This window comes from Chromobacterium subtsugae (assembly GCF_035919665.1).
Taxonomy (GTDB): domain Bacteria; phylum Pseudomonadota; class Gammaproteobacteria; order Burkholderiales; family Chromobacteriaceae; genus Chromobacterium; species Chromobacterium subtsugae.
In genome coordinates this window covers 2,307,281-2,319,516 of the sequence record NZ_CP142381.1, presented here as the reverse complement: position 1 = coordinate 2,319,516, position 12,236 = coordinate 2,307,281, and the positions used below count along the sequence as shown (strand labels likewise).

At 67.7% G+C, this 12,236-nt stretch carries 11 protein-coding genes; 3 read left to right on the top strand and 8 right to left on the bottom strand.

What is annotated here, in order from left to right:
• Positions 1–42: 42 nt before the first annotated feature.
• Positions 43–594, bottom strand: a complete 552-nt coding sequence (locus U6115_RS11160; RefSeq protein ID WP_043573479.1) for a hypothetical protein — start codon at positions 592–594, stop codon at positions 43–45.
• A gap of 178 nt (positions 595–772) precedes the next feature.
• Positions 773–2,137 carry an MATE family efflux transporter gene (locus U6115_RS11155; protein WP_146008322.1) on the bottom strand — a complete coding sequence of 455 codons (1,365 nt, stop codon included), beginning with the start codon at positions 2,135–2,137 and terminating at the stop codon, positions 773–775.
• A gap of 108 nt (positions 2,138–2,245) precedes the next feature.
• Here U6115_RS11155 and U6115_RS11150 point away from each other — a divergent pair, with 108 nt between their 5' ends.
• Positions 2,246–2,863, top strand: coding sequence for a TetR family transcriptional regulator (locus U6115_RS11150; RefSeq protein ID WP_043573477.1), 618 nt, complete (start codon positions 2,246–2,248; stop codon positions 2,861–2,863).
• Between the two features lie 3 nt (positions 2,864–2,866).
• Here U6115_RS11150 and U6115_RS11145 read toward each other — a convergent pair whose 3' ends face one another.
• From U6115_RS11145 to U6115_RS11125, 5 genes are all read right to left on the bottom strand, one after another.
• Positions 2,867–3,961: an ABC transporter permease gene (locus U6115_RS11145; protein WP_043573474.1), complete on the bottom strand. Its 1,095-nt coding sequence runs from the start codon at positions 3,959–3,961 to the stop codon at positions 2,867–2,869.
• A 4-nt stretch (positions 3,962–3,965) separates the two neighbouring features.
• Positions 3,966–5,081 carry an ABC transporter permease gene (locus tag U6115_RS11140; protein WP_043573471.1) on the bottom strand — a complete coding sequence of 372 codons (1,116 nt, stop codon included), beginning with the start codon at positions 5,079–5,081 and terminating at the stop codon, positions 3,966–3,968.
• A complete protein-coding gene (locus U6115_RS11135; protein ID WP_043573469.1) occupies positions 5,069–6,802 on the bottom strand; it encodes an ATP-binding cassette domain-containing protein in 1,734 nt (577 codons plus the stop codon). Before U6115_RS11135 ends, U6115_RS11140 begins: the two co-directional genes overlap by 13 nt.
• Positions 6,799–7,785: a secretion protein HlyD gene (hlyD, locus tag U6115_RS11130; RefSeq protein WP_052257960.1), complete on the bottom strand. Its 987-nt coding sequence runs from the start codon at positions 7,783–7,785 to the stop codon at positions 6,799–6,801. Before hlyD ends, U6115_RS11135 begins: the two co-directional genes overlap by 4 nt.
• 139 nt (positions 7,786–7,924) lie before the next feature.
• Positions 7,925–8,425 (bottom strand): metal-dependent hydrolase, encoded by a 501-nt coding sequence (locus U6115_RS11125; protein WP_052257959.1) that lies wholly within the window; start codon positions 8,423–8,425, stop codon positions 7,925–7,927.
• A gap of 413 nt (positions 8,426–8,838) precedes the next feature.
• Here U6115_RS11125 and U6115_RS11120 point away from each other — a divergent pair, with 413 nt between their 5' ends.
• Complete coding sequence (locus tag U6115_RS11120) at positions 8,839–9,747, top strand: TIGR02285 family protein (protein WP_043573467.1); 909 nt, start codon at positions 8,839–8,841, stop codon at positions 9,745–9,747.
• 69 nt (positions 9,748–9,816) lie between these two features.
• On the opposite strand, the gene U6115_RS11115 is transcribed toward U6115_RS11120, so the two are convergent.
• Entirely contained in the window at positions 9,817–11,451 is a 1,635-nt protein-coding gene (locus U6115_RS11115; protein ID WP_043573464.1) for a methyl-accepting chemotaxis protein, read from the bottom strand.
• A gap of 200 nt (positions 11,452–11,651) precedes the next feature.
• On the opposite strand from U6115_RS11115, the gene U6115_RS11110 reads away from it, so the two are divergent.
• The gene (locus U6115_RS11110; RefSeq protein ID WP_052257958.1) at positions 11,652–12,236 is read left to right on the top strand and encodes a PadR family transcriptional regulator; all 585 of its coding nucleotides are present in this window, start codon (positions 11,652–11,654) and stop codon (positions 12,234–12,236) included.

Below are 12,236 nucleotides of genomic sequence, written 5' to 3'. Positions count from 1 at the left end.
GCGGCCGCATGCCAGCGGCCGCCGGCCCGGTTCTCCCCCGCCTTACAGCGGCCCGTACACCGTGCCCTGGTTCTGGTCCACCCTGTCCCGCACCCAGAAGCGCCAGCCGTTGGCCTGGCCGTATTCGCCGACGATGTTCACCCCCTGCTGGCTGTTGTATTGGCCGGCCGGGATGTTATTGACCCCCGACGGGCTGATATGCAGCAGATAGGCCGGCTTCAGCGCCACCACCTCCGCCAGCCGCGCCGCGTAGCGCGTCGGGTCGCCGATGAAGTTGTTGTGCTCGACGGTGATGTGCTGCCTGTCCGGCCCGTAGGCCAGAAACTGGCAGCCGTTCATGCCGTCGGTGAACATGTAATACCTTGCCGGCTGCTGGGTGGGCAGCACGAACAGATTGATGTTGTTGGCCACCGGATGCGCGTAAAAACCGGGGATGTTCGGGCTGGCGGCGGTGGACTGCAGCACCGCCGCGTGCGCGCCCTGCGCCGCGAACTGGTATTTGCCGTTGCCGGGCGGAACCTGCGCCGGAATCAATATCGCCTGAGAACGCATGAAAGCCTGCGGGTTCTCCAGAAAATCGGTAGTCAAAGACATGCCATTCCTTTCCGTTTTACGATGCCGGGATTATTTGTGACCCGGCCGCTTGCCGATCGGTTTCCCTGCCGGCGCGGCCGATTTGTAAATCCGGCGCGCCCCTTGCTGGCGCCGGCGTCCAAACCTTAAACACCTGTTTAAATTGCGGCAACGGTAACAAAGGCCAGTCTGCTGCCCACTACCGGGCCGCCGCCTGCGCGCCTAGCAGGCGGCGCGACTGCGCCAGCAACACCCCGCCCACCAGCAGGCCCAGCAACAGATTGACCAGCGGCATCGCCAGCCATACCCCGTCCACGCCCAGCCACAGGGGCATCAGCCCCAGCGTCGGCAGCAACAGCAAGGTCTTGCTGATGGTGATGCCGAGAGCCAGCCGCGTCAGCGCCATCGCCTGCAGCGCGGTGCAGCCCACCACCACCAGGCCGTCCAACGGCATCGCCAGCAGATGCAGGCGCAGCGCATGGCTGCCGGCCGCCACCAAATCTTGGCTGCCGTCGCTGTACCAGCCGGCGATCCAGGCCGGAAACAGCTGCACCGCCGCCAGCGCCGCCAAGCCCAGCGCCAATCCCACCCTGACGCCGTGCAGCAGCGCCTCGCGCGCCCGGCCCGGCTGGCCGGCGCCGGTGGCGTGGCCCAGCAGCGGCTGCATGCCCACCGCCAGGCCGTGGATCGCCAGCGTGAACAGCGCTTCGGTGTAGCCTGCCACCGCGTAGGCCGCCACGCTCAGGTCGTCGCCCCAGCGCAGCAACTGGTGGTTGTGCGCGTACAGCAGCAAGGCGAGATTCAGCTCCATCAGCAGGCTGGGCGCGCCCAGCGCCAGGATGGGCCACAGCGCGGCCTTGTCCAGCCGCATATTGCCGACGCGCAGCCGCACCGCGGCATGGCGCGTGAAGAAATAGCCCAGGCCCAGCGCCACCACCACCGATTCGGCCAGCAGCGTGCCTATCGCCGAGCCGGCCAGCCCCAGGCCCAGCCCGCCCACCAGCAGGAAATTCAGCGGGATGTTCAATAGCGCGCCCAGGATGGTCAGCGCGGTGGCCAGGTCCGGGCGGCCATCGTTGCGCACCAGATAGGTGACCAGCATCTGCCCCATGGTCAGCGCCGCGCCGGCCAGCATCCACCACAGATAGGCGCGCGCCTGCGCCGCCACTTCAGGCTGGCCGTCGGCCTGCAGCCATTCCAGCAGCTTGCCGACGTTGGGCAGCCCCGCCAGCGGAATCGCCGCGCCCAGCAAGGCCAGCAGCGCCAGGGCCGCCAGCAGCGTGCCGCGCGCGCCGGCGACATCGCCGGCCCCCTGCCGGATCGCGATGCGGGTGGCCGCGCCCATGCTGACCATCGCGCCCAGGCCCACCTGCAGCATCACCAGCGGGTAGGCCAGATTGATGGCGGCCAGGCCGTGGCTGCCGACATAGTGGCCGACGAACACGCCGTCCACGATGGCGTACAGGCCGGTGACGACCATGCCGGCGACGGAGGGGATGGCGTAGCGCCAGAACAATGTGGACACCGGCAAGGTGTCCAGGTCTCGGGTATGCGAGTGAGCCACGGGGAACTGCCTGATGGATAAAACGGCGATTCTAACATTTAATCAGTCATGCATGATTAATTAATTTCCCGCACAATGGCGGCAAGCAAAAAGAAACGGACGAATCGCATGGCCCGCAAAACCAAGGAAGATTCGCAGAAAACCCGCGACGCCATTCTGGACGGCGCCGAACAGGCTTTTCTGGCCAAGGGCATCGCCAACGCCACCATGGCCGACATCGCCGAAGCCGCCGGCGTGTCGCGCGGCGCGGTCTACGGCCACTACGACAACAAGCTGCTGGTATGCCAGGCGATGATAGACCGCGCCTTCGCGCTGGACGCGCTGGACTTCCCCTCCCAGCGCGAATCGGCTTGCGACACCCTGCTGGCGGCCGGCCTCTACTACCTGGCCCAGTTCCTGGAGCCGGGCTCGCCGCAGCGGGTATTCGAAATCCTTTACCTCAAGTGCGAGCGCAGCGAGGAAAACCGCAGCGTGCTGCGCCGGCGCGAGATGATGGACCGGCTGACGCTGCACTACACCCGCCGCCAGCTGCGCCGCGCCATCGCCGGCCGCGAACTGCCGGCCACCCTGGACGTGGGCCTGGCCGCCGACTACCTGGTGTACCTGTTCCTGGGCCTTTACGACCTGCTGGAAACCGGGCCGGCGGCGCTGCCGCGCTGCGAACGCATCCTGCGCGGCGCGCTGGAAGCCCTGCCGCACGCGGCCAGCCTGCAGCGCCAGCCCTGACGGCTATTCGACATGGCGGCGGAAACGCCACAGCGCCAGCGCCAGCGTGGCCAGCGCGATCAGCCACAGCGGCAGCAGCCACGGCCAGGCGTCGGCGAAACCATAACCCTTGAGGAAAGTCCCCTTGAGAATGGGAATGAAGTAACTGAGCGGATTGAGCCGCGCCAGCCATTGCAGCGCCAGCGGCATGTTCTCGATCGGCGACACGTAGCCGGACAGGATCACCGCCGGCACCATGAAGGAAAACACCCCGAGGAAGGCCTGCTGCTGGGTATGGGAAATCGACGAGATGAACAGCCCCACCCCGGCCAGCGCCAGGCCGTAGCTGGCCATGCTGGCCAAGAGCAGCGGCAATGAGCCGCCGAACGGCACCCGGTACGCCCACGCCGCCGCCGCGGCGATCAGGCTGCCCTGCAGCAAGGCCACCAGCACCCCCGGCAGCGCCTTGCCGACCATGATGTAGGCCGGCGTCAGCGGCGACACCAGCAGCTGGTCGAAGGTGCCCTCTTCGCGCTCGCGCGCCACCGACAGCGCGGTGACGATCAGGCAGCCTATGGTGGTGATGATAGCCACCAGGCTGGGCAGCACGTGCCACTGGAACTCCAGGTTCGGGTTGTACAGATTGCGCACCACCACGCCGCCGGCCGCGCCGCCCGCCCTCTCCTGCGCGTAATCCGCCGCCACCTGGCCGACGTAAGCGCCGGCAATCTGCCCGCTGTTGGAGCGCCGCCCGTCCACGATCACCTGCAGCGGCGCGGCGCGCCCCGCCGCCAGATCGCGCGAGAAATCGGCCGGGAACACCACCGCCAGCAGCGCGTCCTGCCGGTCTATCGCCGCCCGCAGCCCCGCCTGGCTGGCCACCGGCACCACCCGGTCGAAAGTCGCGCTGGCCGACAAGCGCTTGATCAATTCCAGCGAGGCCGCGCCGCCGTCCTGGTTGTACACCGCCAGGCTGGCGTGCTTGACCTCCAGCGTGGCGGCGAACGGAAACACCAGCAGCTGCAGCAGCACCGGCACCACCAGCAACAGGCGGCCCTGGCGGCTGCCGGCGACGGCCTGAAGCTCCTTGATGATCAGCCACAGCAAGCGACGCAACATGGCTTCAGTCCAGGGTCCGGCGGGTTTTGCGCACGGTCTGGCCCAGCCAGAAGGCGCCGAGCAGGATCAGGCTGGCGGCATTGAACCACAGCAGCGACGGGATCACCCCGGCCTGGAACAACGTCTGCAGCGTGCTGGCGAAATAGCGCGCCGGCAGGATGCGCGTCAGCCATTGCAGGGGCGCCGGCATGCTGGAGATTTCAAACACGAAGCCCGACAGCATCAGCGCCGGCAGGTAGCCGGCGGTCAGCGCCGCCTGCGCCGCGTCGAACTGGCTTTTCAGCGTGGTAGACAAAAACAGCCCCATGCCCAGCGCATTGGCCAGAAACAGCGAGGACATCAGCCACAGCAGCCACAGCGGGCCGCGGAACGGCACCCCCATGACGAACACCGCCACCAGCAGGCACAGCAGCATGGCGGCGATACCCAGCGCGTAGTAAGGCAGGATCTTGGACAGGATCAGCTCCGCCCGGCTCACCGGCGTGGCCAGCAGCGCCTCCATGGTGCCGCGCTCCCATTCGCGCGCCACCACCAGCGAGGACAGCAGCGCGCCGACGATGGTCATCACGATGGCGATGGTGCCCGGCACCAGAAAGTTGGGGCTTTCGGCGCTGGGGTTGAACCAGACGCGCTGGCGGATATCGATGGCCGCCGGCGGCGGCAGCTCCCGCTTCTCGGCCTCGGACTGCCGCCATTGCAGCCACACCCCCTGCGCGTAGGCGGCGACGAAATTGGCGGTATTGGGTTCGGCGCCGTCGGCCAGCAGCTGGATGGCGGCGCCGGCGCCGCGGCGGGAGAAATCATCGGGGATCACCACCGCGCCGCGTATCTCGCCATGCGCCAGTTGCTCTTCCAGCTGCGCGCGCGAAACCATCGGGTGCACCTCGAACGACGGCGAGCCGTAAAAGGCGGCCGCCAAACGCGCCGCCGCCGCGCCGCCATCCTGGTTCAGCAGGCCCAGCCGGATGTGGGCGGAATCGAGATTCACCGCATAGCCCAGGATGAACAGCAGCGCCACCGGCAGGATGAAGGCGATCAGGATGCTGCTCGGATCGCGGACGATCTGGAAGCTCTCCTTGCGGCACAGCGCCAGCAGCCGGCGCAGCTTCAGTCCGCGCATCGGTCGGCCTCCTCCACCAGCTGGATGAAGGCGTCTTCCATGGTGGGATTGGGCCGCGCCGCGCTCGCCACACCGCTTTTGAGCGCGTCCGGGGTGTCCAGCGCCAGCAGCTTGCCGCGGTAGATCAGCGCGATACGGTCGCAGTATTCCGCCTCGTCCATGAAGTGGGTGGTCACCAGCACGGTGACGCCCTTGTCGGCCAGCCCGTTGATATGGGTCCAGAACTCGCGCCGCGTCACCGGGTCCACGCCGGAAGTCGGCTCGTCCAGGAACAACAGCGGCGGCTCGTGCATCACCGCGCAAGCCAGCGCCAGCCGCTGCTTGAAGCCCAGCGGCAGCGTGGCCGCCGGGCCATCCAGATACGGCTCCAGGCCGAACACCCGCGCCATCTGCGCCACCTTGGCGCGCTGCGCCTGGCCCGCCAGGCCGTAGACGCCGGAGAAGAACATCAGGTTGCGCCGCACCGACAGCTGCGCGTACAGGGAAAACTTCTGCGCCATATAGCCCAGCTGCTGGCGGGCGGCGCTGGGGCTGGTCTTCAGGTCCATGCCCATCACCAGCGCCTGGCCGGCGCTGGGCTTCAATAACCCGCACTCCATCTTGAAAGTCGTCGACTTGCCGGCGCCGTTGGGGCCCAGCAAGCCGAACACTTCGCCGCGCCGCACCGCGAAGCTGACATTGTCGGTGGCGCGAAAATCGCCGAAGCGCTTGGTCAGCGCCCTGGCCTCTATCACCGCCTCCGCGCCGCGCGCCGGCACCGCCGGCATCACTTCCGCCAGCACCGAATCGCCGCCCGGTCCGCCGCCCAGCAGGCTGATGAAGGCGTCCTCCAGCCGCGGCGGCGCCGGCTCCAGCCGCGCGTCCGGCCCGGCTTCCGCCTGCGCCAGGTCCGGCCATTCGCCCTCATGCCGCAGCAGCAGCCGCAGGCTGCCGCCCTGGATGGCGCCGTCCATCAGCTGCGGCTGGCGCAACAGCCTTTGCAGCAAGCGGCGGCGATTGCCGGCGATGCCGGACAGTTTCAGGCAGCGCCCGGCCAGCGGACGCGTCAGCTCGGCCGGCGGCCCGGCGGCGCGGATGCGTCCCTGGTCCATCAGGTAAACCGCGTCGCAGCCTTCGGCCTCGTCCAGATAGGCGGTGCTGAGCAGCACGGTGATGCCGTCGGCCGACAGCGCGCGGATCAACTTCCACAATTCGCGCCGCGAGATCGGATCCACCCCCACGCCCGGCTCGTCCAGCAGCAGCACCCGCGGCCGCCCCAGCAGCGAGCAAGCCAAACCCAGCTTCTGCTTCATGCCGCCGGACAGCTTGCCGGCGTAGCGGCCGGTGAACGGCGCCAGATCGGTCAGCGCCAGCAGCCGTTCGAAATCTTTTTCCCGCTCTGCGCCCGTCACATCGCGCAGGTCGGCGTACAGGTCGAGGTTCTCGCGCACCGTCAGGTCTTCGTACAGGCCGAACTTCTGCGGCATGTAGCCGACCTCGCGGCGCAGCCTCTCCCCATCCGCCTGCGGGTCCAGCCCCGCCACCCGCGCCGCGCCCAGGCTGGGCGCCAGCAGGCCGGCCAGAATCCGCAGCAAGGTGGTTTTGCCCGCGCCGTCCGGCCCCACCAGGCCGGCGACGCAGCCGGCGGGAATCGACAGTTCGACATCGGCCAGCGCGTCGCGCTCGGCGCCGGGAAAGCGCTTCGCCAGGCCTTGCGTCAGAATGGCCGGCGCGGCGCTCATGGCGCCAGCCTCACCGTGACCGGCATGCCCTGGTTGAGGCCGGCGTCGGCGTCGCTCACCACGATGCGGATGCGGTAGACCAGCGAGGTGCGCAGATCGGCGGTTTCCACCGATTTCGGCGTGAATTCGGCGGTGGGCGACACGAAGCCGACCACGCCGTGATAGGTCTTGTCCGGATGGCTGTCGGTGCTCAGCAGCACCTTGCCGCCGCTGGGAAAGCGGCCCAACTGGGCCTCGCCGACATAGGCGCGCACCCACACCGGCTGGCGCAGCGACAAGCTGAAGGCCGGCGCGCCCGCCTGCACCATGCTGCCGGCTTCCACCGCCCGGGTCAGGATGATGCCGGCGCTGGGGGCCTGCAGATTGGCGTCGCGCAATGCCAGCCTGGCGGCGGCCAGGTCGGCGCGCGCCTGCTTCAGTTGGGCATCGGATTCGGCGATCTCTTCCGGGCGGTAGCCCCTGGCCAGCGCCTGCCATTGCTGCGCGGCCGCGTCGCGCTGCGCCAGCGCTTGGTCGCGCTGCGAGCGGGCGGCCTCCAGCGACTGCTGGCTGCTGCCGCCGGCCGGCACCAAATCACGCTGGCGGCGGTACTCGCTTTGCGCCTGCGTCAGCGCGGCCGCGGCGGCCTCCAGCCGGGCTTTGGCCTGGGCGATGTCCTCGCCGCGGTTGCCTTTGTGGATCAAGGCGTTGCGCGCGGCCAGCGCCGCCTCATTGGCCAGCGCCGCGTTCAGACTGTTGCGCAGCGGCTCGGCGTCCAGCCGCGCCAATATCTGCCCCGGCTGCACGCTGTCGCCCTCGTCCACCTGCACCGCGGCCAGGCGGCCGGATACGCGGAAAGCCAGGCTGAGCTCGCGGATGTCGACATTGCCGTACAAAGTGGCGTTCCGCTCCGCGCCGGCCGCGCGCTGGTAGGCGTAATAGCCGGCGCCAGAAGCTGCCAGCGCCACCGCCAGCGCCGCAAATGCGACCCCGATCTTCCTCATCCCGCCTCCCCCGCTTCGCCATGCCCGGCGCCATGTCATTTTTATACGCCCGCGCGGATGCAGCGGCAATGCAATGGATCAAACTTCGGCAGGAGAGCGCCCGCGCAGGCGGGCCGGGGCGGCTATCGCGCGGGTGCGCTCAGAGCGTTTTGCACATCAGGAAGCCGGCGCCGAACCACAAACCCACCACCATCAGAGGCTCGGCCATCTTGCCGCGCAGCAGCATCAACGGCGCGCGGAAACGGACGCGGATGGGCCACAGCAGCGGGATGCCGGCCGGCGTCAGCCAGTCGCCGGCCAAATGCGAGGCATAGCCGACGCAGATGCCCAGCACCACGGGCATCGCGTGCCCCAGCTTGACATGCCAGCCGTGCAGGCAGGCGGCGCAGGCGTAGAACACGCCGGCCACCGCCAGCAGGCTGTGGGTGATGCCGCGGTGGCCGAACAGATAGGCCACCGGGCGCGAAAGAAAGGGAATGCGCCGGCCCAGCCAGCTTTTGGGGTGGTCGATGTCCGGCAATAGCGAGCCGGCCAAGCCGCCGGCCAACAGCAACAGCGCCATCAACGGCGGAAAATGCAGCAACAAGGCGGTGGACACCGCGCAAAACGCGCCAAACGCGACATGTGTGGCGACCATCATCCGGCTATCCCGCCGCTTTCCCTGCTGACCATCGTGCTGCCCCTGCGGCATATTGTTACCGTGCTACCGACCGCTCATGCCGCCATCGCCACCCGCGCGTCCGCCGCCATGGATTTCAGACCGAGGGCGGACAGCGGGCGCCATGCTACTGCATCGCGCGCCGGATGCAAAGAAAACTTGCCATCTGTGAAAGTAAAAGCCTGATCTTATGCCGACGCGCTGCCGGATTTGCGCTGATGGCTGTCAGTATCCGCCGGCGTCCAAGACGCTCACGGCCTCAACAGACAAGGAATTTGCCGTTTAGTGCCGCGGCGCCGGCCGGCGGGAAAGCGTTATAGAATGAAACGGCCAGCAGCGCGCCCGCCGGTGCCGGGCGCCAGCCGGACCCGCCATCCACCGACAGCGAGGACCCCATGCCGCGACGCCTGCCCAGAATCCTTCGCCCGCTCTGCCTGGCCGCCATCGCGCCGCTGCTCGCGGCCGGGCCGCTGCGGGCGGAAACCATGACCTGGGTGCTGTCCGACTGGCCGCCCAACTTCATCGTGCGCGAAGGCAAGCCCACCATCGGGCAGAACGATGTCTATCTGCGGCTGATCATCGAACGCTGGCCGCAGGCGCAGCACCGCTTCGTCGTGATGAGCACCGCGCGCAGCATACTGGAGCTGCAGAACAAGACCCGCCTGTGCCGGCCCAACCTGATCCCCACGCCGGAGCGGCAACGATTCGCCTATTTCACGCTGACCCATATGCAGCTGCCGCTGCAGCTGATCATCCGCCGCGACCTGGCGGCCAAGGCGCCGCTGAACGCCAAGGGCGAAGTGGAGCTGGCCAGGCTGATCCGCCAGCCGGGGCTGCGCGGCATCGTCGCCGCCGGCCGCAGCTACACCGCCGCGATCGACGGCGTGTTGGCCGCCGCGAAAACCGGCTCCAACATCCGCGCGCTGCAAAACCTGCCCGCCAACGAGGGCCTGTTCAAGCTGCTGGCGCTGGGCCGCGCCGACTACACGCTGGATTACGAGCCCAATCTCGAATACCACAATCGGCAAAACCGCGACCAGACGCTGGCCGGCCTGCCGATAGCCGGCGCCGCGCTGATTCCGGTCGGCATCGCCTGTCCGCGCACCGAATGGGGGCTGCAGGCCATCCGCAAGATCGACGCGCTGCTCGCCCAGGCAGTCGCCGACCCCGCTTATCGCGCCGCGCAGGCCAGCTGGGCGTCGCCGGCCTCCTTGCAGCGCTACAAGGCCGGGCTGGACCGCTTCTACCAGCAGCGCAGCCATCCCTCGCCCGCAGCGGAATTCGCGCCGCCGCTGCGGCCCTGAGCCCATACAAAGACAATGCCGGAGGATCGCTCCTCCGGCATCGTTCATCTCCCCGCGCGGCCTTGCGGCCTACACCTGGAACTGCGCCACCGACTGCCTGAGGCTGCCAGTCACCTCGTCTATCCGCTGTATGCTCTCCGACGCCTGGGTGGCTGCCACAGCGTTGCCGGAAGCCACTTGGGCGATCTGTTCGACGTGGCGGGCGATGTCCTGGCTGGCGGTGCCCTGCTCCTGCAGCGCGTGCGAGATGTCGTTGACCACCCGCACCACCTGGCTCGCGCTGCCGTGGATCTGCTGGATCAGCTGGCCGCCTTGCTCGGCCAGCTCCAGGCCGGTTCTCACCTTGGTCACTGTCTCGCTCATGTTCTGCCGCGACAGGTCCGAGCTGACCTGGATTTCGGTGATCATCGTCGCAGTCTGCTCGGTGGCCTTGGCGGTGCGCTCGGACAATTTTCGCACCTCGTCCGCCACCACCGCGAAGCCGCGGCCGCTCTCGCCGGCGCGCGCCGCCTCTATCGCCGCGTTCAAGGCCAAAAGATTGGTCTGGTCGGCGATGTCCTTGATCACCTGCATGATGTTGGAGATGGTGGCGGTCTTGCTGGCCAGGTCGGCGATCGCCGCTTCCGTCATGTCCACCGTGGCGCTGATGCCCTGCATCTCCTCCACCGCGCGCGCGATCACCTCGCTGCCGGTTTCCGACAGCTGGCCCGAGTCCTGCGACACCGAGCGGGCATCCTTGGCGTGCTGGGCGATGTGGTTGATGCTGACCGTCAGTTGCTCCACCGAGGCCGCCATCGCCGCCGCGCCTTCGCTCTGCCCCTGCGAATTGTCCGCCACCATCTTGGCGCCGTCGACCACATCGGCGTTCAGCCGGCCCAGCTCCTCGGCATCGCGCATGATTTCCCCCACCAACTGGCGCAGTTGCGCCTGCATCTCGCGGATATGCGCCAGCAGGCTGTCGCCGTCGCCGGCCTCCAGCCGTATCTCGCGGTCCAGCTTGCCGGCGGCGATCTCGCGCACGATGGCGGCCGCCTCGGACGGCTCGGCGCCCAACTCGCGCATCACGCTGCGATACACCCACCAGCCCAAAGACAGGCTCACCGCCATGAACAGCAGCACCTGGGCGCCCACGCCCAGCAGCTGGCGCAGCAGCACCGTGTTGATGTCGTCGAGATACAGGCCGGTGCCCACTACCCAGCCCCAGCGGGCGGTGGTCTGGAAATACGCGAGCTTGGGCTGCGGCGCGCTGGCGCCCGGCTTGTCCCAGTAATACTCGGCGAAGCCCTTGCCGCCGTTTTCCCTCAGCACGCCGTCGAACAACTGGCCCATGCTGGTGCCGGCCGCGTCCTTCACTCCGTGCATGTCCCTGCCGACCAGCTTGGGATTCATGCCATGGGCCAGCCACACCATATTGCGGTCCAGCGTGAAGAAATACTCGCGGCCGTCGAAACGCAGCTTGCTCAGCTCCAGCAAAGCCTGCCGCTTGGCGTCCGCTTCCGGCACCAGGCCCTTTTCCGCCATTTCCTCATGCGCGGCCACCAGGCTGGCGGCCGCCTCCACCTGGCCGCGCACCTGATCGTGGCGGTCGGACAGCATCTGCTGGCGCAAAGCGTTCATCAGCAACGCGCCCAATACGCATACCAATACGATGGTGCTGGCGGTCTGCAGCAGCAATCGTCGCTTCAATGAAATGGTTTTCGCCATTGCCCCATCCGATGATTTGTAAACAGCTGGCAACGATAGCGCATTCAATTATTCATTTTCAATATAAATATCCAATTTATTGACTTTTGTCATGCCATGCCGCCGAAAAATCTGCCGGATGGTCGGCGCGGCATGCTTCTTCTTGACTTTTATATCTTAAGACATATATCTTAAGATAGTTATCTCTTGCAGGAGCCGCCATGCGCTTCTTTCGCCACGACTCCGGCCGCCATTGCGGCGGCCGCCGCCACGCCCATCACGCCGGCGACAGCGAACACCTGTCGCGCGGCCGCAAATTCAGCTCCGACGACCTGCAATTGCTGTTGCTGGCGCTGATAGCCGAGCGCCCAAGCCACGGCTACGAACTGATCAAGGCGCTGGCCAGCCGCTCCAACGGCTATTACAGCCCCAGCCCGGGCATGGTCTATCCCGCCCTCACCTATCTGGAGGAAATCGGCCATGTCACCGTGGCGAGCAGCGGCAACCGCAAGTGCTATTCGATCGCCGAACCCGGCCGCCTGCACCTGGCAGTCAACCGCGAACATGTGGAGCGGATGCTGGCCAAGCTGGAGCACATCGGCCGCAAGATGGAGCTGGCCCGCCGCGCCTACGCCGGCGAGGAAATCGGCGAAGAAGGCGCGGCCGGCTGGGTCCGGGAGCTGATAGAGGCCCGCCGCGCGCTCAAGCACGCGCTGCTGCTGCGCGACAAGGCCGACGCCGACGAGCAACGCCGCATCGCCGACATCCTGCAACGCGCCACTGCCGAGATCATCGGCCAAAATTAA

What these genes read in the sequence shown, in the direction of transcription:
- U6115_RS11160 (WP_043573479.1), bottom strand. Translation starts at nt 594, where the DNA reads ATGTCTTTGACTACCGATTTTCTGGAGAACCCGCAGGCTTTCATGCGT.
- U6115_RS11110 (WP_052257958.1), top strand. Translation starts at nt 11,652, where the DNA reads ATGCGCTTCTTTCGCCACGACTCCGGCCGCCATTGCGGCGGCCGCCGC.
- U6115_RS11145 (WP_043573474.1), bottom strand. Translation starts at nt 3,961, where the DNA reads ATGTTGCGTCGCTTGCTGTGGCTGATCATCAAGGAGCTTCAGGCCGTC.
- U6115_RS11135 (WP_043573469.1), bottom strand. Translation starts at nt 6,802, where the DNA reads ATGAGCGCCGCGCCGGCCATTCTGACGCAAGGCCTGGCGAAGCGCTTT.
- U6115_RS11150 (WP_043573477.1), top strand. Translation starts at nt 2,246, where the DNA reads ATGGCCCGCAAAACCAAGGAAGATTCGCAGAAAACCCGCGACGCCATT.
- U6115_RS11125 (WP_052257959.1), bottom strand. Translation starts at nt 8,425, where the DNA reads ATGATGGTCGCCACACATGTCGCGTTTGGCGCGTTTTGCGCGGTGTCC.
- U6115_RS11140 (WP_043573471.1), bottom strand. Translation starts at nt 5,081, where the DNA reads ATGCGCGGACTGAAGCTGCGCCGGCTGCTGGCGCTGTGCCGCAAGGAG.
- U6115_RS11120 (WP_043573467.1), top strand. Translation starts at nt 8,839, where the DNA reads ATGCCGCGACGCCTGCCCAGAATCCTTCGCCCGCTCTGCCTGGCCGCC.
- U6115_RS11115 (WP_043573464.1), bottom strand. Translation starts at nt 11,451, where the DNA reads ATGGCGAAAACCATTTCATTGAAGCGACGATTGCTGCTGCAGACCGCC.
- hlyD (WP_052257960.1), bottom strand. Translation starts at nt 7,785, where the DNA reads ATGAGGAAGATCGGGGTCGCATTTGCGGCGCTGGCGGTGGCGCTGGCA.